Source organism: Aurantiacibacter flavus (assembly GCF_039710615.1).
Taxonomy (GTDB): domain Bacteria; phylum Pseudomonadota; class Alphaproteobacteria; order Sphingomonadales; family Sphingomonadaceae; genus Alteraurantiacibacter; species Alteraurantiacibacter flavus.
Genome location: NZ_JBDLBR010000006.1, coordinates 66,174 through 91,681, shown reverse-complemented (window position 1 = coordinate 91,681; position 25,508 = coordinate 66,174). Strand labels below are relative to the sequence as shown.

At 60.6% G+C, this 25,508-nt stretch carries 23 protein-coding genes, 1 tRNA gene and 2 pseudogenes; 16 read left to right on the top strand and 10 right to left on the bottom strand.

Features of this window, described 5'->3' with window-relative positions:
* The first annotated feature begins 282 nt into the window (after positions 1-282).
* Positions 283-356: transfer RNA gene (locus tag ABDJ38_RS15590), tRNA-Gly, on the top strand.
* Between the two features lie 185 nt (positions 357-541).
* On the opposite strand, the gene ABDJ38_RS15585 is transcribed toward ABDJ38_RS15590, so the two are convergent.
* The 3 genes from ABDJ38_RS15585 to ABDJ38_RS15575 form a co-directional block, all read right to left on the bottom strand.
* Positions 542-955, bottom strand: coding sequence for a TauD/TfdA family dioxygenase (locus ABDJ38_RS15585; RefSeq protein WP_346786057.1), 414 nt, complete (start codon positions 953-955; stop codon positions 542-544).
* Positions 897-1,523 carry a TauD/TfdA family dioxygenase gene (locus ABDJ38_RS15580; RefSeq protein WP_346786056.1) on the bottom strand — a complete coding sequence of 209 codons (627 nt, stop codon included), beginning with the start codon at positions 1,521-1,523 and terminating at the stop codon, positions 897-899. The genes ABDJ38_RS15585 and ABDJ38_RS15580 overlap by 59 nt, the downstream gene beginning before the upstream one ends.
* A gap of 132 nt (positions 1,524-1,655) precedes the next feature.
* Positions 1,656-2,681: an aldo/keto reductase gene (locus tag ABDJ38_RS15575; RefSeq protein WP_346786055.1), complete on the bottom strand. Its 1,026-nt coding sequence runs from the start codon at positions 2,679-2,681 to the stop codon at positions 1,656-1,658.
* Between the two features lie 81 nt (positions 2,682-2,762).
* On the opposite strand from ABDJ38_RS15575, the gene ABDJ38_RS15570 reads away from it, so the two are divergent.
* Positions 2,763-3,650 (top strand): LysR family transcriptional regulator, encoded by an 888-nt coding sequence (locus ABDJ38_RS15570; protein ID WP_346786054.1) that lies wholly within the window; start codon positions 2,763-2,765, stop codon positions 3,648-3,650.
* Between the two features lie 11 nt (positions 3,651-3,661).
* On the opposite strand, the gene ABDJ38_RS15565 is transcribed toward ABDJ38_RS15570, so the two are convergent.
* Positions 3,662-4,600 (bottom strand): AEC family transporter, encoded by a 939-nt coding sequence (locus ABDJ38_RS15565; RefSeq protein WP_346786053.1) that lies wholly within the window; start codon positions 4,598-4,600, stop codon positions 3,662-3,664.
* A gap of 8 nt (positions 4,601-4,608) precedes the next feature.
* Positions 4,609-4,962 (bottom strand): hypothetical protein, encoded by a 354-nt coding sequence (locus ABDJ38_RS15560; RefSeq protein WP_346786052.1) that lies wholly within the window; start codon positions 4,960-4,962, stop codon positions 4,609-4,611.
* Between the two features lie 277 nt (positions 4,963-5,239).
* Between ABDJ38_RS15560 and ABDJ38_RS15555 the strand changes: the two are divergent.
* From ABDJ38_RS15555 to ABDJ38_RS15510, 11 genes and pseudogenes are all read left to right on the top strand, one after another.
* Positions 5,240-5,394 (top strand): annotated as a pseudogene (locus ABDJ38_RS15555) (IS3 family transposase); the annotation flags it as partial.
* Between the two features lie 3 nt (positions 5,395-5,397).
* Positions 5,398-5,529, top strand: a pseudogene (locus ABDJ38_RS17000) (IS6 family transposase); the annotation flags it as partial.
* Between the two features lie 472 nt (positions 5,530-6,001).
* Entirely contained in the window at positions 6,002-7,204 is a 1,203-nt protein-coding gene (locus ABDJ38_RS15550) for an aromatic ring-hydroxylating oxygenase subunit alpha (RefSeq protein ID WP_346786051.1), read from the top strand.
* Positions 7,205-7,350: 146 nt separating this feature from the next.
* The gene (locus ABDJ38_RS15545) at positions 7,351-7,836 is read left to right on the top strand and encodes a VOC family protein (protein WP_346786050.1); all 486 of its coding nucleotides are present in this window, start codon (positions 7,351-7,353) and stop codon (positions 7,834-7,836) included.
* A gap of 199 nt (positions 7,837-8,035) precedes the next feature.
* Positions 8,036-8,845: a 4,5-DOPA-extradiol-dioxygenase gene (gene ygiD / locus ABDJ38_RS15540; protein ID WP_346786049.1), complete on the top strand. Its 810-nt coding sequence runs from the start codon at positions 8,036-8,038 to the stop codon at positions 8,843-8,845.
* 15 nt (positions 8,846-8,860) lie between these two features.
* Positions 8,861-9,952, top strand: coding sequence for an acetamidase/formamidase family protein (locus ABDJ38_RS15535; RefSeq protein ID WP_346786048.1), 1,092 nt, complete (start codon positions 8,861-8,863; stop codon positions 9,950-9,952).
* A complete protein-coding gene (locus tag ABDJ38_RS15530; protein ID WP_346786047.1) occupies positions 9,933-10,934 on the top strand; it encodes a helix-turn-helix domain-containing protein in 1,002 nt (333 codons plus the stop codon). The genes ABDJ38_RS15535 and ABDJ38_RS15530 overlap by 20 nt, the downstream gene beginning before the upstream one ends.
* Positions 10,935-11,016: 82 nt before the next feature.
* Positions 11,017-12,018 (top strand): bile acid:sodium symporter family protein, encoded by a 1,002-nt coding sequence (locus ABDJ38_RS15525; protein ID WP_346786077.1) that lies wholly within the window; start codon positions 11,017-11,019, stop codon positions 12,016-12,018.
* Positions 11,963-12,820, top strand: a complete 858-nt coding sequence (locus ABDJ38_RS15520; RefSeq protein WP_346786046.1) for a TauD/TfdA dioxygenase family protein — start codon at positions 11,963-11,965, stop codon at positions 12,818-12,820. Before ABDJ38_RS15525 ends, ABDJ38_RS15520 begins: the two co-directional genes overlap by 56 nt.
* Before the next feature lie 17 nt (positions 12,821-12,837).
* On the top strand, positions 12,838-13,125 hold the full coding sequence (locus ABDJ38_RS15515) for a hypothetical protein (RefSeq protein WP_346786045.1): 288 nt from the start codon (positions 12,838-12,840) through the stop codon (positions 13,123-13,125).
* 104 nt (positions 13,126-13,229) lie between these two features.
* On the top strand, positions 13,230-13,577 hold the full coding sequence (locus ABDJ38_RS15510; RefSeq protein ID WP_346786044.1) for a serine hydrolase: 348 nt from the start codon (positions 13,230-13,232) through the stop codon (positions 13,575-13,577).
* Between the two features lie 180 nt (positions 13,578-13,757).
* Here ABDJ38_RS15510 and ABDJ38_RS15505 read toward each other — a convergent pair whose 3' ends face one another.
* The 4 genes from ABDJ38_RS15505 to ABDJ38_RS15490 all read right to left on the bottom strand — a co-directional run bounded on the left by ABDJ38_RS15505 (position 13,758) and on the right by ABDJ38_RS15490 (position 19,960).
* Positions 13,758-16,091 carry an acetamidase/formamidase family protein gene (locus tag ABDJ38_RS15505; RefSeq protein WP_429771122.1) on the bottom strand — a complete coding sequence of 778 codons (2,334 nt, stop codon included), beginning with the start codon at positions 16,089-16,091 and terminating at the stop codon, positions 13,758-13,760.
* Positions 16,092-16,243: 152 nt separating this feature from the next.
* Positions 16,244-17,539: an MFS transporter gene (locus tag ABDJ38_RS15500; RefSeq protein WP_346786042.1), complete on the bottom strand. Its 1,296-nt coding sequence runs from the start codon at positions 17,537-17,539 to the stop codon at positions 16,244-16,246.
* Positions 17,540-17,623: 84 nt separating this feature from the next.
* Positions 17,624-18,877, bottom strand: coding sequence for an MFS transporter (locus ABDJ38_RS15495; protein WP_346786041.1), 1,254 nt, complete (start codon positions 18,875-18,877; stop codon positions 17,624-17,626).
* Positions 18,878-19,057: 180 nt separating this feature from the next.
* Entirely contained in the window at positions 19,058-19,960 is a 903-nt protein-coding gene (locus ABDJ38_RS15490; protein WP_346786040.1) for a ribokinase, read from the bottom strand.
* Between the two features lie 19 nt (positions 19,961-19,979).
* Here ABDJ38_RS15490 and ABDJ38_RS15485 point away from each other — a divergent pair, with 19 nt between their 5' ends.
* Together ABDJ38_RS15485 and ABDJ38_RS15480 are read left to right on the top strand one after the other, a co-directional pair.
* Positions 19,980-20,978: an oxidoreductase gene (locus ABDJ38_RS15485; protein WP_346786039.1), complete on the top strand. Its 999-nt coding sequence runs from the start codon at positions 19,980-19,982 to the stop codon at positions 20,976-20,978.
* Positions 20,979-20,984: 6 nt separating this feature from the next.
* Positions 20,985-21,587: a nitroreductase family protein gene (locus tag ABDJ38_RS15480; RefSeq protein WP_346786038.1), complete on the top strand. Its 603-nt coding sequence runs from the start codon at positions 20,985-20,987 to the stop codon at positions 21,585-21,587.
* Between the two features lie 69 nt (positions 21,588-21,656).
* On the opposite strand, the gene ABDJ38_RS15475 is transcribed toward ABDJ38_RS15480, so the two are convergent.
* Entirely contained in the window at positions 21,657-22,736 is a 1,080-nt protein-coding gene (locus ABDJ38_RS15475) for a TauD/TfdA family dioxygenase (RefSeq protein ID WP_346786037.1), read from the bottom strand.
* Positions 22,737-23,122: 386 nt separating this feature from the next.
* Here ABDJ38_RS15475 and ABDJ38_RS15470 point away from each other — a divergent pair, with 386 nt between their 5' ends.
* On the top strand, positions 23,123-25,498 hold the full coding sequence (locus tag ABDJ38_RS15470) for a TonB-dependent receptor (RefSeq protein ID WP_346786036.1): 2,376 nt from the start codon (positions 23,123-23,125) through the stop codon (positions 25,496-25,498).
* Positions 25,499-25,508: the final 10 nt, after the last annotated feature.

Below are 25,508 nucleotides of genomic sequence, written 5' to 3'. Positions count from 1 at the left end.
GTACCCGTCTTGCGGTCGCCCAACCGATGCACTGTTGGTGCACGTGGCGACGTCGATTGTCAGTGTCGGTCGAGAGCCTTGTTACATAGGGCGCGGCGCGCCGAATGCAACTTGGCGGCAGGCGCGGGGCGCTGGCTGACTGTCTTCGGCGCGCAATCATGGCGTGCCCGACAAAGCCGCGATTGATCCGGCTGAAAAAGCAGGCTAGGTCGCGCCATCGCGAAGACTGGCTGGACATGGCGCTATATGCGTTCGAGAAAAATCTGGCCAATCCAGCGTCTTGCGGGTGTAGCTCAATGGTAGAGCAGCAGCTTCCCAAGCTGACGACGAGGGTTCGATTCCCTTCACCCGCTCCAGCGCCGCCTTCCCACAACATCCCGGAAGCGCTATAAAACCCTTGGAAATCAGAGGGTTTCTCGCGCAGGGTTTTGCGGGAGCTAAGTGAGTTGATCACAAGGCTGGACAAACCTGGGATGTTCGTCTGCGGCAACGGTACGAGAACTGACCGGCTGAAGACTCCAACGCCATCGGCGGACCGGTGTCAGACATTGCCCCAATCGAGGCTGGGGATTGCTGCCTGCGTTATGCGGAACTTCTGCTTCTCGGCTGGAACTTCCTGACCGCGCATCTGTCCGCGGTCGCGTACGACGTGGCGTCCGAAGTGGGGCACCAGCGGACGCTGAACTTCACGCTTGAGCCATAGACGCAGCAAATGGCGGCGCCTTTGCGGTTCGCGGTGATCGTCGAACTCGGTGCGGCTGTGAAGCGCTGCATAGTTGAGAAGCCACTGCATATCGCCCGGCTGGAAATCCATGTGCAGAGCAATTCCCGGTTCCAAGCAAATCTCGTCGAACAGGTCTAGCAGATCGAGCTGATCGCGGGTCAGTCGCGGAACCTCACGATAGCGCTGCGCCGAGCGGATGATCGGTGCCCCCGATGTAAGCCGAGAAAACACCGTCCACCCGGCTCATCATCGGAGATGTATAGGTATTTTCAGGGGCGTCGGGATCCTGCTTGCGCCAGTCATTGTACCAAGGCTCGAAGAACAGCGGGGTGAGATCCCGTCGTCGACGCAGAACCTCGTTATACAGCGTTGCCGCGCTGACGAGGCTGCTCGCTCCGCCAGACTTGGCCGGGCGCAGGCACATCAGCGCAACAACATCGGAGCTGTCCGAATGGTAGCTGAGGCCGTCGCGAATCCTCAGGCTGCTGGTGCCCGGCTCGTTATATTTACGGTCCGATGTCGCCAACACATGTTGAACCATGTCACCGACTTCATTCTGCCGCATGGGCCGGCCCAGGTGCAGCCCCAACAGGAAGAAAATCGAGGCGCTCAGAGCATCGGAATAATGTGTCGTTCGAAGGCCGCGGACCAGCAGAAAGCCTCGACCGCGATCCATTGTCTGCCCCCATTCGCGGAGTCCCGCCAAGCCGATCTGCAGAGGATAGTCGTCCGCCTGCACCGTGCGAAGATCAGGGTTATCGTCGAGAAAACGACTGCCGACCTCTTCGAGTTCGGTCAACTCGGCAAGCGAAAGCCGGTATATCCAGTCCGTTTGGTCTGCAATTTCGTCTCCACGCCACGCCACGCCACGCAACGGGAGAGGGAATGGGGTCGAAAATCGTGCTGCCGTTCATGCCGCGTACCTTGTTGCTCAGGCGGGGAAAGCCGGACCTTCGCCCGCTCCGCTGGAGGTTATCGCTTCGCCGATTTCGCGCAGGTCGGTTTCGGTCAGTTCAAGCCACGCCGCATCGAGCCAGCCATCGACCTGTTCTGGGCCTCGCGCGCCGACAATGGCTCCGGTCACCGCTTTCCATGCCAAGGCCCAACAGATCGCGACCGAAGCGACGCTCGTATCGTGGCGCTCAGCCACCGGCCGCATCGCCTCGACGACCTGAAGATTGCGCTGAAGGTGAGTGGTGAAATCGGGATGGCGGGAACGCCAGTCGCTGTCGGGCAGGCTGGCGACCCGCTCCGCGCTGAATTTGCCGGTCAGCAGGCCCGACTGCATCGGGCTATAGACGATGACGCCGGTGCCATGGTCCGCGCACCATCCCAGTTCCCGTTCGGCAGCGCCGCGATGAATCGCGGACAGGCCGGGTTGCAGGGTATCGACATGGCCCAGCGCCTCGGCCCTTTCGAGCAGCGGCACCTGGTGGTTCGACAGCCCGACGGCCCGGACCTTGCCCTCGGCCTGGAGGTCGAGCATCGCCTGCCAGTATTCTTCCACTTCGGTCCCATCCTCGGCAGGCCAGTGCATCTGGTAGAGATCGATCCGCTCCACGCCGAGCCGCCTCAGCGATGCCTCGCACTCGGCCTTGATGCTGGCCGCCTTGCCCACCCGGAATTTGCTGTTCCGATCCTCAGGGTCCCAGACCTGACCGCATTTGGTGAAGACGAAGGGCCTCTCGCCTGCGGGGATCTGCGTCAGGGCACGGCCAACGATTTCTTCCGAGTGCCCCAGGCCGTAGATCGCCGCGGTGTCGATCCAGTTTATCCCTCGCGAAACTGCGTGGCAGATTGCCGCGATGGAGGCCTCGTCGTCCTGCGGTCCCCATCCCACGGCCCAGTCCGGTCCGCCAATTGCCCAGGCGCCGAATCCTACGCGGGTGATGTCCATCCCCGTGTGGCCGAGCGGACGAACAGGAAGCTGCTTTGCGGGTATTGCCGTTGTGTTCATGCAAGCGATGTTGCACGGCACCTATTCATCAATCCAATTCTATCATAAGATAGGACTTATCTAATGGAGAGATGAAAGTCCGTGGAACTGCGCCACCTTCAGCACTTCGTCGCGCTGGCACAGGAGATGCATTTCTCCCGAGCGGCCGAGCGGGTCAGCATCGTGCAGTCGGCACTGTCCACCAGTATCGCAATGTTGGAGGAGGAACTGGGCGTACGCCTGTTTCATCGCACAACCAGACAGGTGAGGCTCACGCCGGCCGGCGAGGCATTCTACGAAAAGGCGATCCTGACGCTCAGCGCTGCACGGGATGCAAGGAGGTCCGTGGCTTCGGTACGTGATTTGCAGTCAGGCAGTCTGGTCGTAGGAACGGTGCAAACGCTGCCTGCCTTCCTCGATCTGCCCGCGATCCTGGCTGCATTCCATATGGCCTATCCCGGAATCCAGGTGCGGCTGCGACAGGGAAACAAGCTGGATATGCCGGCGCAATTGCTGGCCGGCGAACTGGACCTTGCCATAACCTCAATGATGGATTGCCCTCGGCGCCTGCAAACGCGTGTGCTCGGCGATGAACCGATGGTGCTGGTCTGTGCGGCCGGCCATGAAATGGCGCGGCATAAGCGCATCGGTTTCGAAGCGCTTTCGCGCCTGGATTTTGTAGATTTCCAACCCGGATGGGGAACACGGCCGATCATCGATAGCCACTGGAAAGATCTCGCCGAGCGGCGCGTAGTCTTCGAGGTGAGCGATCTCGACACTATGCTGGATTTGGTTCGGCGCGGTCTGGGTGTCGCCATCGTTCCTCGTCGCAACGCGGCGGTGGCCGACGGCTCTCTGGCTGCGGTGGAACTGATCGGTGCGCCGATCCGCTGGGGCATGGTATTGATGCACCGGAAGGAAGAGGATGCGGCCGTGTCCGCCTTTCTCGATCTTCCCGGGCTGGAACCGGCCACCGCGCAGGCTACTTAGCCACCGCAGCTTCAGACCGTCAGAATGATGATCCATAGCGGAGTGGTAATTGCGGAAATGGCGGTGCCCACGAGCAGCGCATTTGCCGTTACATCGCGTGCGGTTCGGTAGATGTTGGCGAACATGTATGTGTTCATGCCCGGCGCCATCGCTGCGGTCAGGACCGCCGAGTTGAGTGCTGCCTGGGTAAGCCCGAACCAGCGCCCGAATATCAAGGTCAGGGCAGGATTGATCACCAGCGCGATGATCACCACCATTCCCGTCTCACGCCACGAACCGCGTAGCGAATAGCGGGTCAATACTCCGCCAAGCGCAAAGAGCGCGACCGGTAGCGCGGCATCGCCCAACATATTGAGGGGTTTTGCCAGATAGTCGGGAAGGCTGACGGAAATCAGGTTCAATCCCAGCCCCGCCAATAGCGAAAATATGTGAGGCTGGCGCAGAATTCGGAATACCGTTGTGGTCGCCGTGCGCAGCAGTCCTCGCCCGCCCGAATTGGCAGCTTCCATTGCGCTGACCCCGATGAGGTAGCAGACCGGCGCCTGGAAGGCGATGATGGCGAAATTGCTTGTAGTGGCGTCTCTGCCGAACGCCACTGCCGTGATGGGCAGGCCCAGCAGCAGAGCATTCGTATACATGGATGAGAATCCAAGCGCTACCGAACGGCCCGGCTGATGGTTGAAAAGAGCTCTCGACGAAAAGATGCCGAGAAGGAAACACACCCCTGCCGCGAGATAGAAAGACACGATCAGCCCGGTATCGAAACTCTGCGACAGATCGATCCTCGCCATCGTAGTGAAGAGCAGGCAGGGGATAGCGATGGACTGGGCAAACGCCATCAGCCCTTCGATGAAGTCGTTCGTGAACGGACCGAAGGATGCGGCCGCTGCACCGGCCCCGATTACGAGAAAAACCGGCAGTATGACGAGAAATATGTCGAGGAAAAGCAAGGTGCTACCTAACCTGCACCGTTATTCATTGGTGTTCTTGGCGAGGGGAACAGTCCTGCGAGGATCGGCAACATCACCGAGCCCGCTCCCGTTCCGAGTGCAAGCGCAAGCGACTTCAGGATCGAGAGCGCCATCGCTCCGGCCACCAGCGATCTTGGCCAGCTGAATTCTTCGGCGATCGGCACCATCGCAACACCGAAGACAGATAGGAAAACCGGCGACAGGCTAACTGCATTGCCGACCGTTGACGCCATGACGCCGCCGATGCGGCGGTCGAGGTGCGAGTGAAATGTTGGCCTGGCAAAGGCTGTCTTCGGCCCTCGCTCGGCTATCTCATGGCTCGTGCCCCGCGCCCAAGCCATCGCTTGCACCTCCAACAATTGGCTGTCTCGCAGCGATAAGATTGTCGGCAGATGATCAGCACCGAGCTGTCGGCAGCCTACTTCAAGCGTTCACGGGATCGTTTGATGCTCATGCCCCCTTCTCTTGATCCGCTATGCACCGGCACTTTCGCGAAAGAGCATTATTGCCCGGCTATTTCTTGGCCGGCGTTGCTTTGCGGATAGGATGCGAAGGTGATCTGCCGCCTTTTGAGTGTCCCAGTTTCCATTTTAGGATTGGCCACGAAGGAGGAGTGGAATGGCGAAGAAGCCTAAGCCGGAAGAGACCATTGGCGAGATGCATGAAGCCGAGATCGGGCTCGCGCAGGGCGGAACGGTGTCACCGAACAAAACTATTACCGTTGGCGCAAGGAATATGGCGGCCTGAAGGTGGATCAGGCCCGGCGTATGAAATAGCTGCAGAAATTCACCTCAGTTCACGCCAATTTGCACAACCACTTCGACGCTCAACGCCACCTTGTAGAGCGCCAGACCTACAAAGCTGTCCGTTCGGCCGCCTTGGCTGAGTGGCAAAATCTTGTGGCTTGAACCGGGAACTAGGGTGGGGTGAGTTATGCCAATCGGGGACAAGTTGCCGTTAGGCTGACAGCACCGCACAGCCCTAACACGCGGCTCCGGAACACCTGTTTCCCGCGATCACGCACAGCTGCCGTCAGGCCGCGTTGGGTCGTCCCGTTCCAGCCGAACCCGTCTTGCACGACAATGACCTCGATCGTGGGGTCTTTCCAATTTCCGGCAAGCCAGGCGCTGACCCCAAATTGTTTACGTTCGGGCTAACGCAATCCTGCTCTGCAAAGCGCAGTTCAGAATGTCAAAAGCGGAAGAAGCCCAAGCGTGCAGGTGCAAAAAAACGCACGCTGATTGCAAAGCAAAAGGGTGGGGGCAGGTCTAATGTTCTCAGGTTAATCGCGGATCCGCGCCATTCTTGCGGATCGAATTTGATCGACGGGCGCCATTGTGCGATGCACAATGGCGATACCGAGATGATAGGGTCCTCACCATGACACTTCTCACCGACCAGTTCTTCGACAGCTTCGCATCCTCGGTGAAGCCGACTGCGGAAGCCGAGACGCTGCCCCCGGAAATCTACACCAGCGACGAGTTCTACAGGTTCGAGAAAGAAGCTCTGTTCTATCGCGAGTGGCTTTGTGTCGGGCGTGAAGAATGGGCGAGCGAAGCCGGCGACTTTTTTACCGCCAGCCATGCGAACGAGCCGATCATCGTTGCGCGCGATCGCGACGGCAATCTGCAGGCGATGTCGGCGGTGTGCCAGCACCGCGCGATGCTGGTGGCGGAGGGCAGGGGCAGTGCTCGTGCGTTCATCTGCCCCTATCACCACTGGACCTACGATCTCGACGGCAAGCTGGTAGGTGCGCCGGCCATGAATAGGACCTGCGATTTCGACAAAGCCAAGAACAACTTGCCCAAGCTGAAGGTCGAAAGCTGGCAGGGGTTCGTCTTCGTCAACTTCGATGAAGATGCTCCCTCGCTTGTCGAGCGGCTAGGCCCTCTCGATTCGGTGGTCGCCAACTACGGGCTGAAGGATCTTCGCGGCCCGGACCCGATCGAGGAGGAATTCGCCTGGAACTGGAAAGTCCAGTTCGAGAACAACAACGATGGCTATCATGCGAGCCGTTTGCATCACGGCCTGCATGACTACATCCCCAGCTCCAAGGCAAGTTTCCCGGAAGTGCCGAAGGAAACCGCCGGCTATTATCGCCTGAACGGGACCACGCACCCGAATGCGGCCTTCAACCCGACGGAAAAGGCGCTCTTTCCAGTGTTTCCAAAGCTCAACGAAGAAGAACAGAATCGCCTTCTGTTCGTGAACCTTCCGCCCAGCCTCTCGCTGGTCATCACCAATGACGTGGCGATCTACATCATCATGAATGCAGAGTCGGCTACCACGCACACGGTGACATTCGGTAGCCTCTACATGCCAGAAGCCATGGAAGACCCGCTGTTCGAGACGAAGGCGAAGGTCACCATGGACTACACCAATTCGATCTTCGCGCAGGATCTGCACACCGATCTGCTCATACAGCGCGGGTTGGGTTCGAAGTTTGCTCCGCGTGGTCGCTACAGCTGGCAGGAAGATGCGCAGCGCCAGTTCAACGTCTGGCTGGTCGATCGCTACATGGCGGAGTGGGATCGTCAGCGTGGCCCGTCCGCCCCGGTTGCAAAGCTGCACGCTACGTCCTGATGATTTTTCCCGGTCGCGCGAGGGTAGGGCAAGGCCCTCGCGCGACCGGCCAAATCAAGAAATTGTGCGCCTGCACAACATCCTTCTAGCCGCCCATTTTGTTAGCCCGCCAGCAGACGAACATTCCTGCGAACACGAGGCTGACCATGACCAACTCCCTCATTTTCTTCGACCTGCCGAGCGACGATCCCCATGCCGCTGGCGAGTTCTACGCCAAGGTGTTTGGCTGGGAAAACGACCCGCGGCCCAAGGGTGTCTATCACCGCATGGTTCCCGGCGGTTTCTTCAAGAACAAGGACGGCTCGGATAGCCAGATTGGCAACCTCCACATGGGCATCAGCAATGTCGCCAATGTCCGCCCGCACCCCGATCCCGCAGGCATTGAGCCGCGCACGATGGCGAAGGAGGGCCGTAAGCCCCGAATCTGGATCCTGATCGGCGACGACGACACCCCCGAACGCATTCTTGCTACGGCCGAGGAACTGGGCGCCAAGATTCTTTGGCGCAACCACTATTGGTCCGAATTCAACGGCTACAACCATTGTTTCGTCGATCCCTGGGGTAACGAGATCCTGCTGTGGGGTAAGGCTGGGGAAAATCCCGTAATCCCAGACGATTACACGCGCGAATAGGCGTGAAAAAGCGTCCGTGAAGCGATCTTCGACCAACATCTTGTGCGTCAGCGTGCAAGAATGGCTCGCCGCAACTTCATAGCCTCAATCCTAGTCAAGACGGGCAGACAGGGCTTTTCGAAATGGGCATTGCAAACATCCAATCTGTGCACCGCATTTGTTGTCGCGTCGTTTCGGCGGCGGTCGGGGAGTGTGAGCAATGAGCCGCCTCCCGGTCGTCTTCTTTGGTCACGGCAGCCCGATGGTCGCACTTGAGAAAAGCGACACGACGGCAGCCTGGAAAGGGATCGCCGACAGGATCGGCAAGCCCAAGGCGATCCTGTGCATCTCCGCTCACTGGCAGACGCGCGGCACGGCGGTGACTGCCATGGCGCAGCCGCGCACGATCCACGATTTCGGGGCCTTCCCGCAGGCGCTGTTCGACATGCAGTATCCTGCACCGGGCGATCCGGAGCTGGCCGCGCGGGTGCGCGATCTGCTCGCTCCGATGCCGGTGTCGCTCGATAGCAACTGGGGGCTCGACCATGGAACTTGGACGGTGCTGTGCCATGCCTATCCGGAAGCCGACATTCCGGTTGTGCAGTTGAGCATGGATGTCGCCAAATCCCCCGCCGAGCACTGGCAGCTTGGCCAAGCCTTGCGCCCACTGCGCGATGAAGGCGTGCTGATCATGGGTAGCGGCAACATCGTCCACAATCTGCCGGCGATGGATTGGAATCACCCCGATGCGCCGCCCTACGACTGGGCGGAGCGGTTCAACTCGACGATCCTCGATGCGGTGGTCGAGGACAGGCCGCAGACGGTGATCGATTTTGAATCGATGGGGGACGCCGCGCGCCTTTCGGTGCCGACCCCCGATCATTTCTGGCCCATTCTCTATGTTCTTGGTGCCCGCCACCCCGGGGAAAGCGCGCAACTGGGGCCCAACTTCATCCATCACAAGTCGCTCGGGATGACCAGCATCCTGATCGGCGTCGGCGAGCCTGCACCCGTCGACCACACAGCTTAACTCTAGGGGATACACATGGCGTTGATCACCGAACACGGTTTGCGGCGGGCAGAAGTGCAGCCGAAGGCATTGCATTACCTGCGCGCAGTTCCGGAAACCGTGCATTGGGGCTTTTTCTCCCCCGACCTCAAACCTGCCCTGCGCGTGAAGAGCGGCGATTTGATCCAGGCTCAGGCTGTCACACACCATGCTGGCGACGATCCCGAACTGATGTTCGACGAAGACATCCAGCGCATCTTCACCGAGATCGATCCCTCGACCCGCGCGCCGGGTGTCCACATCATGACCGGCCCGATCTATATCGAGGATGCCGAGCCGGGAGACATGCTGGAAGTCCGCTATTTCCAGATGGTCCCGCGCTTCAACTACGGCTGCAACCTGCAGGCGAATTGGGGACATCTCTACGAGGAATTCGGCGAGACCGAGCGGGTGACAATCTACGAGCTGGACCCGAACTACAACACGGCCCGCGCGCTTTATGCCTACGATGTCGAGGAGAAATACCTCGTGCCCGGCCGCATCACCCATTGCCCGACGTGCGACCGCCAACCGGCGCTGAAAGGCATTACCATTCCTGCCCGTCCGCATCTGGGCACGGCGGGGGTTGCGCCTGCCGTCAATGAGCCGGTCAGCACCATCCCGCCCGGAGTGCATGGCGGCAACATCGACAACTGGCGGATCGGTGCCAATTCGCGGATGTATTATCCGGTGCAGGTGAAGGGCGCGCTGTTCTCCATCGGCGATCCGCATGTCAGCCAGGGCGACGGCGAGATCAGCGGCACCGCGATCGAGGCTTCGCTCGATGTGCTGTTCCAGGTGATCGTGCGCAAGGACTTCGAATTCCCTTCGCCCTTGCTGGAAACACCAGAGCACTGGATCGTCCACGGCTTTGGCGACGATCTCGACCAGGCCATGAAGGGCGCTTCGCTCGACATGATCAAACTGCTGAACGAGCAGCAGGGCCTGTCGAAGACCGATGCCTATTCGCTGATGAGCGTCGCCGCCGACTTCGGGGTGACGCAGGTGGTTGACGGCACGCAGGGCATCCACGTCAAGATCGATCGCGGCATTTTCCCGTCCAAGGGCAGTGTCAAAGACCCCGAGTGATCCGTCCGGCCAGGTCGCACCGAATCCCGGAGCGGCCTGGTCCTTCGATGCCGCGCGCATTGCGCCAGAGCGCCGGGCAGAGGCGTGGGCGCAGGCGATGCGGCGCCTCTATTTGCCCTTTGCAGAGCCGGCAGAAGGCGGCGGCGCCGAGGGCACAGTTGTCGCGCGGACATCGCCCATGGGATTCGACTTCGCGCTGGTTTCCGGTGCCGCACAGACGATTTCGGGCCGCACGCCGGGTGTCGAACGAGGATTGTGGCTCGGCCTGCTGATCGAGGGCATGGCACGGCTGCAGGCGGAGGAGGGCGAAAGTCCTCTGGACAGCAGCACACTGATCTACGGAGCGACCGGCATCGACGCTGCGCTGAGCTTCGAAAGCGAATTCCGGCAGCTTTTCGTCCGTATTCCCAGCGTTGCCATCGATGCCAGGTTGCTTACACCCCTCGCGGCACGTGTCGGCATCATCAGGCCTGCCGATGTCACCAGTCACGCCCTTCTCGCTATTCTCCAGAGCGTGGCCACGTCACTCGAGATCGGGCGTGTCGAAAACCCGGCCCCGGTCGACAGTGCCTTGGTGGAGCTGCTTGTGCCTGTGCTTGCGGAAGCAGGCGGCAAGGTCGCGCGGGGCGGAGCGACCGCGTCGCGCGCGCGCCAGTTCGAGAGGATGTGCCGCTTGCTCGAAGCTCAGTTGGGCGATCCCTGCCTGGGCGTGCGCAAGGTCGCGGCCATGGAGGGCGTTTCGGTACGCTACATGCAGCAATTGTTCGCCAGTTCGGGGCAGACGGTCAGCGGTTACATCAAGGGACGTCGGCTGGAACGGGCGCGTTCCGAACTGCAAAGCCCGCTGCACAGCCAGTTGAGCATTACCGAGATCGGCTTCCGTTGGGGCTTCAGCCAGTCAGCCCATTTCAGCCGCGCATACAGGGAACGCTTCGGGGAATCCCCGCGGGAAACGCGCCGTCGGGCGCAGTCGCATGCGTGATGCGAGCGCTGCGCCTCGGGCGACAATCAAGCTGGCGCTGGCGATCAAGACTCGGGTCAGGGGCTGACGCATTGTGGGTCGCATGCTGACGCGCTTTCGCCCGGACGGGTTCCTGATGCTGCTGCTCGCTGTTCTGGCCTTCGCCACCCTGCTTCCGGTGCGCGGTGATGCAGCCGTATGGTTCGATCATCTTACCGATGCAGGGATCGTCCTGCTGTTCTTCATGCACGGCGCCAAGCTTTCCCGGCAGGCGATTATCGGCGGCATCGGCGCCTGGAAGCTGCATTTGCTCGTACTGACGGTCACCTTCATCGTCTTTCCGCTGCTAGGCTTGGGCGCCGTGATTGCCTTGGGCGATGATATCGAGCCGGTTGTTGCCGATGGCTTTCTGTTCCTGTGCATCGTGCCGTCCACGGTGCAGTCTTCGATTGCCATGACATCGATTGCGCGCGGTAATGTCCCGGCTGCGGTTTGCAGCGCCTCGCTTTCGAACCTGCTAGGCATCGTCTTCACGCCGCTTCTCGCAACGCTTTTGATTAGTGACGGCGGCGCAACCGACGGCTTCTTTCTTGCCGCGTTGACGAAGGTGGCGACCACGCTTTTGCTGCCGTTCCTCGCGGGGCATCTGGCAAGGCCGCTGATCGGCAAGCTGGTGGACGAGCACAAGCAGCTGATCGGTCGCACCGATCGAGGGGTGATCCTGCTGGTTGTCTATGGAGCCTTCAGCGCGGCGGTCGTCGAGGGGCTCTGGTCGCGCTTTTCGGCAGGTGACCTGGCCATGATCATGGTTCTGGACAGCGCGTTGCTCGCGCTTGTCCTTCTGATGACCTGGCAGGTGGGGCGGCTGCTCTCGCTGCCCAAGGAAGACGAGGCTGTGCTGGTCTTTTGCGGTTCCAAGAAGAGCCTCGCCAGCGGTGTGCCGATGGCGGGTGCGCTGTTCCCGCCCGCGCAAGTCGGCGTCGTGGTCCTGCCATTGATGCTTTTCCACCAACTGCAGCTGATCGTCTGCTCTGCGTTGGCACAAATCTATGCCCGCCGCAGCGATGCGACTGCTTCTGTCAAGGATGTGCGAAGTGCAATTTGACGCTCTGGACGTTCGGCCTCTCACGACGAACATCGGCGCCGAGGTTTCGGGCCTCGATCTGACCCAGCCGCTTTCGAACAAGGTGGTGGACGAGCTTCACGCAGCAATGGCGCGGCATCAGGTCCTGTTCTTCCGTGATCAGCACATCGACCACGAAAGCCACAAGCGGTTCGGGCGCTATTTCGGCGAGCTTGCCTATCACAGCGGTGTATCAGGTCTCGAGGATCACCCGGAGATCGTGGCCATTCATGCCGATGCGAACAGCACCTTCGTTGCCGGTGAAGACTGGCATACGGACCTGTCCGAAGATGCGGAGCCGCCGATGGGCAGCATCCTGTACATGCACACGGTGCCGCCCGCAGGAGGCGATACGCTGTGGTCCAGCATGTATGCGGCCTACGACGCCTTATCGCCTGCGATGAAGGAATTCCTGGCCCCGCTCACTGCGGTACATGATTCGAACCACATCTATCGCGAGCTTTTCCCCGACGTCGACAAGACATACCCGCGCAACACCCACCCGCTGGTGCGCACCCATCCGGTGACGAGGCGCAAGTGCCTGTTCCTGTCCAAGTCGAAGATCGTGAAGATCAACGAATTGACGAAGGCGGAGGGTAACGCCTTGCTCGGCCTCCTCAATGCCCACGTCGAAAATCCCAATTTTCAGGTGCGCTTTCGCTGGCAACCGCATTCGATTGCATTCTGGGATAATCGTTGCACGCAACACTTCGCCACTTGGGATTATTTCCCTGAGACGCGATCCGGGACCCGGGTGACCATCGCCGGAGACAAGCCATTCTAAGGCATATGCAGACGTTCATGGCTGGGGTGACCATCAGCCTCGGTATTGTTGCCCCCTCGATGCCGACCTCTGCTTTGGCGCAGGATGTTGCCGTTTCTTCTCCGGACCGACTTATCGACCTGCGCGAGGGGCTTGAAGAGATGGTGTCCGAAGGCCTCCTTCCCAATGCGCATGCTGTTATCATGCTTGATGGCCAGGTCCTGGCCAATCTCAAGTTCGGCTCGCTCGATGTCGAAAGTGGGCGAGAGTTACCGAACGATGCGATCTATCGCCTCTATTTGCTATCACTAGCGTTGCGACCATGATGCTGGTGGAAGAGGGCAAGATCGCCTTGTAGGCACCGGTCAGCCGCTATCTGACCGAGTTTGCCGACCTGCTGACCCACAGCAGCGGTCTTACCTAAAGCTTCATGGGCGACAGCCCGGTTTATCAATACTACAACGCCCACGGCGTCATGCGCGGTGGTCAGGTGGGCATGGTGGTCGCGCGGGCATCCGGAATGCCCTTCGAACAGTTCCTTGCAGAGCGCATATTCGCACCGCTGCAAATGACGGACACGATGTTCTTGGTTTCCGACGCACAGCTGCCGAGAGTGGTGACGAATTATACTGCCAGCGAAAAGGGCCTAGACGCCATCGAAACGGCGGAGCGGTCCAAATTCCGGGACGGCAATCGCACGTTCGATGGCGGCGGAGCGCTTGCAGGAACGATGGAGGACCACCTCCATTTCGCGCAAATGCTCGCAAATCACGGTTAGTGGAACGACCGGCGGTTGTTCTTGGCCGAAACAGTAGATGCAATGTTTTCGCCGATCCGCGTGCAAAGCTTGTCGCGATCGCCATGGCCAACGTACTGACCGGTAACGATTTTGTCGATCGCACCGTTCGCCTGCGCGAACTGTTGAGCAGGGCCGCCGTGCAAGTGCGGGATAAAGCTGTCAGGCGATAAACAGCGACTTGCGGATCACCGCATGGACGCCCCAGTTGCCGTTTGCGACCTGGCAAATGCCGAAGTCGACCGCGACGGAAAGCAGTGAGATCACCTCGTCCTCGCTCAGGTTCTTGGTCGTCATCAGGAAGCGGCGCGCTTTGCGGAAGGCATCGCGCATCGCATGGTCGATTGAGGCTCGCTTGTAGACTTCGCTTTGCGCGTCTTCGCCAAGCCCCTTGAGGTAGTCGGGATTGCTGAACCCCATCACGACCCATTCATCCTCTGTCTCGATCAACGGATAATCGAGGTCCTTCAGCATTTTGGGCATGTCGCCCTGGGGATGGTGGATCACCTGGATCAGGGCGGTCATCGAGCACTCAATCGCCGTGCCGCACACTTCGGAATCGCCTTGCGAGGCGTGGGGATCGCCCAGCGATAGCAGGCCGCCTGCTACCTGGACCGGCAGGTAGACACTCGATCCCGGTCCGGCGCGCCAGTTGTCAAGGTTTCCGCCAAAGGAACTGGGGGGAATGGAATCGACCGGCCCCGCGTGGCTGGGAGCCAGCGCGATCACACCGAAATGCGGGCGAACCGATATCTCGACGCCCTGCAGGATATCGTAGTTCTTTTCGATGGTCGCCGGGTCGACCGGTACGCCGGGATAATCGTAGCGTTCGTGCACGACGCCCGATGGATCGGTTTGCGGCGTCCAGCGGTAGGAATAAACGGCATGGGCGGTGGGCAGGCGTTCCTTCCCGTTGTCGACCTCGTAGATCGTGATCACTTCGCGCTGGTCGTGCGGGGTGAGCAAGTCGTTGTAATGGAAGCCCCAGAACGTGGCCGCGTTGCTGCCGAAGGACCGCCCGAGGAAACGGGGATTGCAGCTACGGCGGGGTTCCAGGCTGAGGATCCGGACCTCGATAATGTCACCCGGCCTTGCATTCTGGATGGCGATCGGGCCGGTGCAGATGTGCACGCCGAACCCTTCGCCAGCGCCGCGCCCCACTGCACTGGCGTCCATCGGACCAGCACCGCGCCGTTCGACGGCCTTGCCATGTTCATCCCAATGATAAACGCTTTCAGCTCCCTCATCGCCAACGACCATGCGCTCGGCATCGTCGTTGGCGTGATGGGTGAGGGTTTCAACGGTGACATAATCGCCAGACTTGATGGTGAGCGCCGGGGCGAGCAGCGAACTGAAATAGCCCCAGTGGACCGTCTGCGGGCTGACCGGAAGGTGGTGGTGGCGTACAGATCCGTCGTCGTCGATCGGGACGACATTCTGGGCAGCAGCATTGGCTGCTTCCATGTCCTCTGCGAAAGTATCGCTTGCCGCCTTGCTGCTGGCGATGTCGCGGCGTGAAGCGGGGCGGCCGCGACGCAGGCTTTCGCTTCCAGCATGGTCGTCGCTTTGCGCATGCTTGCGGTATTCGCGGGGAGAGATGCCGTATTGTTCACGAAAGGCGCGGCTGAATGAGGCGGAGTCGTTGAAGCCCCATTGAAACAGGATGTCGGAAATCGACTTCTGCGAATGCAACGGGCTGATAAGATCGAGCCGGCACCGCTCCAACCGGCGCAATTTTACGTAATGCCCAAAGCTGTCGTCGATCGATTCAAACAACTTCTGGAGGTAGCGCGGCGAAATCCCGTGTTCGCTGGCGACCTGCTGATAGTTGAGATCGGGATCGGAAAGCTTCATCTCGATCGTCTGGAATATGCGTTCCAGCAGGGCCGCGCGCATGCCCGCAGCGCCGCCAAGCGCGCGGGGCGGGGCATCGCTCATCAGGCTGGCGAGCAGAAACTCCGGCAGGGAAAGCTCCACCGGGCGCAGGTTGCTTGGGGTCAGCTCCATGCTCATATCTGCGAGCGAAGCCAGAAGGCTGAAGAGGAGGCGTGTCGGCCCGGAATCCGCAGAGAGTTTGCGCGGCTCCTGCGGCATCGGCGCTTTCAACCGCTGATCGACCGACGTGGCCGGTATCCTCAGCAGGAGCAGACGATGATCGCCGAGCAGTTGCAGCGAGGCTGGCTTGTCACCCGGAGCGCAGATCATGTCGCCTTCGTCCATCTCGATGAGGGAACTGCCGCCGCGCAACAGGCAATTCCCGTCGAGAATCACGGCCAGCCAGAAGCTTCCCGGTGTTTCGCGAAAGTCGAAGGTGTAATCCTGGGGCGTGCCGACCAAGCGCGTGAAGGTGATGCCTGAATCGCTTTCGACCTGAACCAGCTCGCCATAAATATTTGTGTCGGGGGTGTTTTCCAGACTCAGCGACGCGCGCTGCAGCGCGAAGCGCCATGCGTCGAGCCTTTGCTCCTTCGGATATGTGTTCGTCGTGAAGCGCACGGGTTCACCGATTATGCTTGTTCTGGAAGCGCGGACCTGATGAGCCAAGGTGCCGCGCGCGTTCTCAAACGTCAATCAATTCATGCTGCAACTGCGAAGCGGGTCGGTGAAGCGGCCTGGAAGGCACAATCTGGCGTAGCGGGGGCGTGACGCTACAATTCGGCAATTGGCCTGCGTTGATGCCGTTCAGATTGCAATAACGCCTGATGCACGTTCGGGGTGTCGATTGCGCTGTCAGCCGTATTTTTGTCTTCGTTGGGCTCCTTCGGTCGCTTCATGAATAGCAAGGTGGTGAAGAAAATTAGCGCTACCAGCGCGCAAGCGAGGAATACGAAGGAGAAGCTGCCGGTTTGGTCTCGAACATATCCGCCAAGCGCCGGCCCTATCGCGGCGCTGGTCGAGATCAGGCTCATCGTGGAATAAAGCTCGAGGTTGGGCCGCTTGCCGAACAAGTCCAGCAGCAGCACGGCAATACTGACGTAGCTGAAGCCAAATCCAATTCCCAGGCCCACTGATGCAAGCGCGAGAACTGCGAAGTTGGCGCCGAATGCGAGCGCGATCACGCCGATGAGAGTCGATCCCAACGACACAAGCACCATGTTCATCGGCTTTATTCGTTCGCCAGCAACGCCGGCGACGATCGACCCTCCCGCGCTGATCAGCGCGATGATGCTCATGACAGAGGCGGCGGCTCCCATCGAGATTTCGAGATCCGCCATATGCTGAACAGCGAACCCGTGGACCGTGGTGTTGATGAGAAGGAACGAGGAATAGGCCCCCACGACAATGAAGTACTGCGGCGTGCGAATGGCATTGCGCAGGCTCCAGCCTGTCTGGGCGGCTGCCCTTGCGGCATCGGACGAGGCATCACGATTGTTCCAGCGGTTCGCCGTGACCATGGCCGTGAAGACCGAAAGCAGCACCGTGGCGATGGCGGCGCCGACCCAGTAGATGCGCCAGTTGCCCATGAACTCCTGCGTCGAATAGGCAATCAGTGGCCCCGCCACCGAACCCAGGCTGCCCGATGTGAAGTAGATGCCCATCGCCGTCGAATGCTTGCTGAAGGAGTGGGAGATGACGCTGACGGCCGGGACCTGCCCGCAGACTGTGAACGCGATGCCGAGCAGGATCGTCCCGGCGAAATAGACGATGGCCGTGGTGGTAACGGCCATGCACCCGAAGCCAGCCAGGGCCAGCGCTCCGCCTGCCAGCATCGTGCGCGAGACGCCGAAGCGGCGGATCAGAATCGCCGGCATAAGGCCCGACAGGCCACAGGCCACACCAAGCAGGGTGAAGCCGACCCCGGCAATAGCCCAGGTCCATCCGAGGTCTTCGACCATATACGGCAGCACCACGCCCAAGGCGTTGAAAGTGGCCGCGTTCAGCACGAAGAAGAGCACGCAGAGCGCGCCGAGGACTACAAAGCGCAGGCGACCGTCGAATGTCATGACTAAGAATCCCTCATGCTGCCGTACTTTGCAGCTTCCAGGCTTCTTCGTCCCAAGTCTTGATCTGTCGCGCCCTCGGCTTTGTCAGTGCGTTGCGGGCCGCAGGCCGCTGAACTCCACCTCGACGTTCTTTCTGTATGGCGGGAGGAGCAGGAGCAGTAGCGTGCCGCCCGTCATCACACTTGCCGCAACCAGGATAGCCTCGCGGTAGCTCCCGAAACTATCGAAGGAGATGTCGAGCAGAACAGGCGTGATCCCCTGACCGACGATCACGGCCGAATACATCACGCCGAGAATGGAGCCGAAGTGCCGTACGCCGAAATAGCGGGCGATAAAGAATGGCAGCGAGCCGAACTGCGCACCCAGGGCAATGCCCATGCCAACACCGCCAAGGATGAGCAGTCCGGTACTGCCGCCGAACTCGAGCAACAGCATGCCGGGAATTGCCAGTGCGTACATCGGCGGCATGATCAGTGGCGTGCTCGTGCGGTCGAGCAGGGCGCCGCTGGCCATCTGCCAACCACTTGCAATCAGAGCGAAGACGCTCACGACCGCAGTGCCTGTCGCCAGGCTGAAGCCCCGATCGCCAGCGATGGGTACGACGTGGCTGAGGATTGCGGTAGAGATCCCGCCACCGGCAGCGATGGCCACCATCAAAAGCCAGAAGGTGGGTCTCCTGGCGGCCTGCGCGAGCGTAGCCCCGCCGGTTTCGTCATCGCTTTCCTGCTCGGTCAATTCCTTCTCAATCGGCGGAACATCCTTCAAGAGGAAGTAAAAAATCGGAAACCCGAGACAGAGGACGATGGCTGCAATGCCGAGATAGCCCGCCTGCCAACCTGCGCTGGTGACGAGGACCGCCGCGACAATGGGAATGAACACTGCGCCCAGTCCGTTGCCGAGGCCCGAACTGAAACCCATCGCGAAACCCCGGCTTTCGCGGAACCATTCGGCGACCAGCTTGGCGAAATTCGGTGTTGCCGGCAATGAACCAAAAATCCCGATGGCCAGGAAAGTGAGATAGAACTGCACAAGGCTGCCACTGGTGAGCGCCAGCGCCGCGATCGACAGCCCAAGTGCCAGGTTGCCCAGCAAGATCATCCGGCGCGAGCCATGAGCGTCTGCATATCGGCCGGCCAGCGGATAGGTGATCGCGCTCGCCAGGGCGATGATCGCCATCACTACGGAAATGCTGCTGCGGCTCCAGTCGAATGTCTCCGAGAGTGGTACCAGAAAGGTTCCGAACACCGCATGCACCGTTGCCGTGGTGGACAGGGCGCTTCCGAGCGTGGCGGCGAACAGTACTCCGCCACGCCGCCGATCAAGGCCAAGCATGGTCATAGCTGAGGACCCGCGCCTGAAGTTCGGCATTTTTTGCCGTTATGCGATCCGAAGGGCCCGAGTGCTGGATTTGCTATGGTGCGTTGCAACATTCGCCTTTGCCTTTGCTGAGATTCGCACCTTAGCGATAGGAAAGCAGCGGTCTTGATCGTACACGAACAATGTGCGGGGCCGATGTTGTCAGCCGACGAACTTCTTGACCTCGGCACGGGTCGGCATTGCCGGGACTGCGCCTTGCCTTTGTGTGCACAGCGCGGCAGCCGCGTTTGCCGAGGAAATGGCTTTCTCAAGCGGAGCGCCAGTGTCGAGCAAGGCGGCCAAAACCCCACAGAAGCAATCGCCTGCGCCGATCGTGTCGCGTGGCGATACTGCCACTGCGGGGGCATAGAAATGTCCAGCGGAAGAAACGGCAAGGGCGCCGCCTGCCCCAAGCGTGACGATAATGGTCTGGCCCTCGAAGCGCAGGAGGTCTTGGGCAATCAGCGCTTCGGCAGCATTCGCGGGCGCCTGCGCCAAACCCAGATATTCGGCCAATTCGTGCTGGTTCACGATCAGGATGTCTGTGTGATCCAGCAAGTTTGCGGCACCGGTCAGGGCAGGCGCTGCGTTGAGCATCCTGATTGCGCCGGCCGGCAATTCAACCGTAAACGCGGCCAGTATCGCTTCCGGTGGAACTTCCTGCTGGGCCAATACGACCTTTGTATCGCTTTTCAGAAGCGCGGCCTTATCCGGCGATAGTAGCGCGTTAGCGCCTGAGCTGACGATTATCTGGTTCTCTCCCCGAGCGTCCACCGCAATTGTCGCGAGCCCGGTGTCCTGTCCGCTCAGACTTTCGACGCCGGACGTATCGATGCCTTCGCTGCTGAGGACTTGGCGCATCCATTGGCCACCCTCGTCGTCGCCGACTGCGGCAGTGAGCCGCGTCGTCGCGCCGAAGCGAGCCGCTGCTACAGCCTGGTTTGCCCCCTTCCCGCCCGGCAGGCGAGTGGAGCGGCTGGCCAGAACCGTCTCACCGGGAGAGGGCAGGGCATCTACGGTCAGCACAAGGTCCACGTTGATGGATCCGACAACTGCAACGGCCATGCGCGATTGATCTCCTGGAATGCGGCGTCAGCATTCTGACAGCACAGGCCTTCGCCGGGATGCAAGGCGAACCGCTGCTTGTGCGTCGAATGACAAGAATTGCGGCGAGCGCTGCAAAGCGCCTGTGCGTAGGGGGGCTAGACAAGGAGGATATCAGGACAGGAGCATTGCAGACATGACGAACTGGCTAATCACCGGGATCAGTGGAGGATTGGGACGGGAATTGGCGCGCGCCGCGCTCGATCGCGGAGACCAGGTTTTCGGTACGTCAAGAAGCGAGGCAAGCTGCGCAGAGTTCGAGCAGCTTGCGCCCGGAAGTGCCTATGCTGGCGTGCTCGATTTTTCGGACGAGAGTGCTCCGGCGCGAATTTTCGCCATGGCGGAAGGCGCGATGGGGCCGGTGGACATCTTGGTGAACAATGCGGGCTATGGCGTGATTGGCGCGATCGAAGAGGTTTCTTCTGCCGAGATGCGCGCGCTGTTCGATGTGAATGTTTTCGGTGCCATCGCAATGATCCAGGCGGCCCTGCCATCCATGCGCGAACGCCAGGCCGGGCATATCGTCAACATCACTTCGGTCAGCGGTCTCGCGCCATGGGCTGGTACCGCGATCTATGGGGCGAGCAAATATGCGCTGGAGTGCATTGGCCAGACCCTGGCTCAGGAAGTCGGCCCCATGGGTATCAAGGTCACCAATGTCGCCCCGGGCGGCATGCGGACCAATTTTGCCGGCGGATCGCTGCGTCTGGCGGAACAGGACATCGCCGCTTATGCGCAGACAGCCCATTTTGCTAAACAATCCCTTATCTCAGGGCAGGGTAAGGAGAAGGGCGATCCCAAGCGGGCCGCCAGGGCAATCATCGATACGCTAGGCATGGACGAGCCGCCCATGCACTTGCTTCTCGGTGACGACGCTCTGCATTATGCCGAAGGACAGATCGAGCTGCTGCAGCGCGAGATGGAGCGCTGGAAGGAATATTCCACCAGCATTGCGTTCCCCGAAACCGCAGATGCCTAGGTTCGTATGACCGAACACACCTATCGCAACACCGAATATCCGATTGCCGACGTGTTCACCCGGCGCTGGTCGCCGCGAGCGTTCGATTGCAGCCAGATCGAGGAGGCGGATCTGATGCGCCTGTTCGAGGCCGCACGCTGGGCGCCCTCGGCCTTCAATATCCAGCCCTGGCGTTTCCTGTTTGCTCTTCGCGACGGGCCGGATTGGGAGCGCTTTTTGAATCTGCTTGTCCCGGCCAACCGGGAATGGGCCTGCAACTGTTCGGCTATCGTATTCATCCTGTCGGATTGCTTCATGCGGGATGAAACAGGCAAGGCTGTGGAGCCGGCCTATAGCCATGCCTTCGATACCGGGGCGGCCTGGGGGCAGCTGGCCTTGCAGGCGGTGCAAGATGGCCTGCACACGCACGGGATTGCGGGGCTCGACTACGAAAAAGCCACCGCCGAGTTGCGCGTTCCGGACGGCTACCGGATCGAGATGGCGGTCGCCGTCGGCAGGACGCACGAGCAAGTCGATGGCCTGCCCGAACCTTTGCGCGAACGCGAGGTGCCGTCTGATCGCATGCCGATCGCGAAACTCGCCTTTGCCGGGAGCTTCCCCGAAGTCTGAGCGAGCGGCATGGTAAAAGGCCGGCGCGGTTATCCGTGGCCGGCCTTTTTGCGTGCCCTGACGCCGCGGTCAGTCGAGCAGACGTGGAACCACCATATCGCGAATGCTGAACTGTGCATCCGGATGCTCGGCGGCACCATCGCGCGGAGCCTCCCGCACCTGGACGACGCCGTTCTTGCCGAAGCCCTCCACCACCGGGCGCCCCGCATCGCGATGCAGCCAGAGGCGCAGCAGGTGGCGCCGCCTTTGCGGTTCGGGGTGATCGTAGAAGGTCGTGCGGGCATGGAGCGCCGCATAGTTCGACAACCACTGGATATCGCCTGGACGGAAATCCATCTCGATCGCCATGCCCGGCTCGTAGGTGATCTTGTCGAAGAGTTCGAGCACCTCGACCTGTTCGGGCGTCAGTTTGGGCACGCCCGGATAGTCCTGCGCGGTAAGGATATAGAGCGATCCGGCATACATGCTAAAAACTCCGCCCTCGATCGAGACGACGGGCGAGGTGTATGTGTCCGACGGTGCGTCGGGGTCCTGCCGCCGCCAGTCCCAGTGGAACGGTTCGAGCAGCAGCGGTGCGAGATCGGGTCGCCGCTCAAGGATTTCGTTGTAGATCTGCGCGCCGGAGACGAGACAGGAGGCGCCGCCTTCCTTGGCCGGGCGCAGGCACATCAGCGCGACCACGTCCGAGCTGTCGGAGTGGTAGACCAGCTCGCCGCGCACCTTGGAAGACTTTGCGGTCGGATCGTCCATGGTCTTGTCCGAGGTGGCGTAAACGTGGTCGATCAGGTCGCCCATTTCATTCTGGCGGATCGGATCGCCCATGTAGAGCCCGAGGATGTAATAGATCGCCCCGGACAGGGCATCCGAATAAAGATGAGTGCGCAGGCCCCGCACGAGAACGAAGCCGCGACCGTAGTCGACATCTTTGCCCCATTCCTTCACCGCCTCGGCACAGGCAACCAGCGGATAGTCTTCCTTCTGGACGAACCTCAGATCGGGATCGTCCTTCACGAACTTGCCGCCCAGCGCCTCCAGTTCGGCGACCTGTTCATCCGAAAGCCGGTAAATCCAGTCTGACCGATCCTTGATCTCATCTCCGCGCCAGGCCGCTTCGCTCTGGACGGGCTCGAGTGCGGTAATCACGGACATTCGGCTACTCCTTGATCGAACAGTCTGGCGCCCGGACCTGGCCGGTGATGCGAGCCTTCCTATGCGCCTTCTTGGTCAGCAATATGCGCGATCAGGCAGGCGGTCTTGGCGTGGCATGCAGATTATATGTACCGGCGGCGAATCGGCCTGACCGACGATCATGCGTGCCGAACGGGACCGGCTGACGATCCAGCCGTCTCGCTGCCGGAATCTGGCGAATATGACCGGTCCGCGTCAACAAGTTCTGCGCCCATCCTCAAGATTGGAAAACCGCTTGGTGGCTCAATGCAGGGGCACATCGGGACAACCGGCGGCGGGAATATACAACAACACGCACATTTGGGGTGAGAGTGCCTTGAGCGGACCGAAACCATTGGGGGTACGCCATGAATCACTACTATCTTAAGACTTGCCGCAAGAGCCTGCTTGCTGGCGTCGCCGTTGCCATGCTCGTCCCGGCGACCGCCTGGGCCGAAGATGCTGCGGAGACCGAGCCCGACCATAATGCGATCATCGTTTCCGCCACCAAGCAGGGGACTTCGCTTCAGGAAGCCTCGATCTCGGTCAGTGCTGTGTCTGTCGAGGATCTGCAGGCCGCCAACATCACCGAGATCACAGGCCTGAACGGCACGGTTCCCGGCCTGGTCGTCGCCAAGAGCGGGGGCGGCGAACGCATGGTGTCGATCCGTGGCATCGGTTCGGAAACGCCCGAGAACCTCAATGCCCAACCCGGCGTCTCCTATCACGTCGACGGCGTCTATATCTTCAACTCGATCGCCGCGAATGCCGCATTCATCGATGTGGGGCAGGTCGAAGTGCTGCGCGGTCCGCAGGGCACGACCTTCGGGCAAGGTTCGACCGGCGGGACAATCAACGTTGTGACACGAGCGCCTTCCTTGACGGCGGTGCAGGCCAACGGGCGTGCGGGTATCGGCAACTACGACACCTATCAGTTTGAAGCAGGTCTGAACCTGCCGGTTTCCGACACCCTGGCCGTTCGCGTGGCCGGGCAGCATTACGAACACTCCGGCTATTCCAAGGCGACCGATGTCGTGGGCATCGGCGAATACGATCTTGACGATCAGGACGAGACCGCATGGCGCGCCTCGCTTCTGTGGCAGCCGACCGATCGTTTCACTGCCCAACTCAACACCATCCAGTTCCATAGCGACACGCATGGACCGGCGCAGAAGAACATCGAGGACCCGGAGCCCGATCCGAGGGTGCTGTCGCAGGATTTCCCGGGCCTCTCGATCATCGATACCGAACTGTACTACGCCAACCTGGAGTACGAGTTCGACTTCGCCACGATCAAGTCGATCACCAGCTATCAGAAGCTGTTCAGCGACCAGCGCTGGGATGCCGACGGCCTGACTGCCGACCTGTTCTACGATCTGACCTATAATCCCCTGGTCTTCGGCGGCATCAGGTACGACCACGTCGCCACCTGGCAGAGCAACAACGAAAGCTGGACGCAGGAGCTTAACCTGACCTCGAACGGCGATGGCCCGTTCCAGTGGATTGTCGGCGGCGTCTATCTGTGGACCAAGAACGAGCAGTACGTTCTCGAATACCGTGGCAGCGATGACAATCTGCTGCGCCCGATCATTCCCTCGGACACGGCCTGGGACGATGATGCGATCCAGTACCTCACCTATGCTACCCTCCAGTCAGTTACGCGCGAGGCATGGGCGGCTTATGGGCAGGGAACCTATGATCTGACCGACAGGCTCTCACTCACGGCTGGCCTGCGTTACAATTACGACAAGTATTCCGGCACCTCGGATTCGATGAGCGGCGGCACGGTTCCCTATACCTCCGGAGCCTTCCTGCAGCCCAGCAACTCGCCGGGTCTTTCAGGAGATCACGTTACCGGGAAGCTGGCGTTGGAGTATGAACTCACGCCTGACAATATGATTTATGCCAGCTACACCCGTGGCTACAAACCGGGCGGATTGAACAGCAACGACACTTCGTTTTCGGCGCTGGGCTTCGAAACCGGTATCAGGCCGACCTATGCGGCGGAGACGGTCAACTCCTTTGAACTGGGCGCCAAGAACCAGTTCTTCGACGGGTCGGTCCAGCTCAACGCCTCGGCATTCTACTATGACTATTCCAATATGCAGTTCCTCGATGAGGACGCGATGCTGTTCGGTGAAGGCACCGCCAATGCGCCGAGCGCTGAGATCTATGGTCTTGAACTCGAAGGCTTCTGGGACATCACTCCCAACCTGCGGTTCGATGCAACCGTCGCCTATCTCCACGGTGAGTTCACGGAGAAATATCTGGCTCTCGACCCGGCGGACGCCTCGGCCGCGCAGATTGCTGCCGGTTATCCCGACTACCTGTATTGGGTGAACTTCTACAATGCGGTGCTGGCACGCGAAGCTGCTCGCGCCGACATCGACGGGAACGATGTGCCCAAACTGCCCGAGTGGCAGGGCTCGGCGGCGCTCACCTACAACGCTCCCGTGGGGCCAGGTGAGCTCACCGCGCGGGCGCAATACATCTATCGCGGCGACTTCTACTACCGGGTGTTCAACAACCCGGTTTACGACTTCACCCCGTCATACGAGCAGGTGAACCTCTACCTGCGTTACGATCTGGATGGCCCGCCGCTGTTTACTTCGGTTTCGGTCACCAACCTGTTCGACAAGGCCGGGGTGAACTCAAGCTTCTCGGACCCCTATGGCAGCGCGCAGGGTTTCCGTACTTACATTCCGCCGCGGCAGGTGATCTTCTCGGTCGGCTTCAACTTCTGATCCTTTCGTT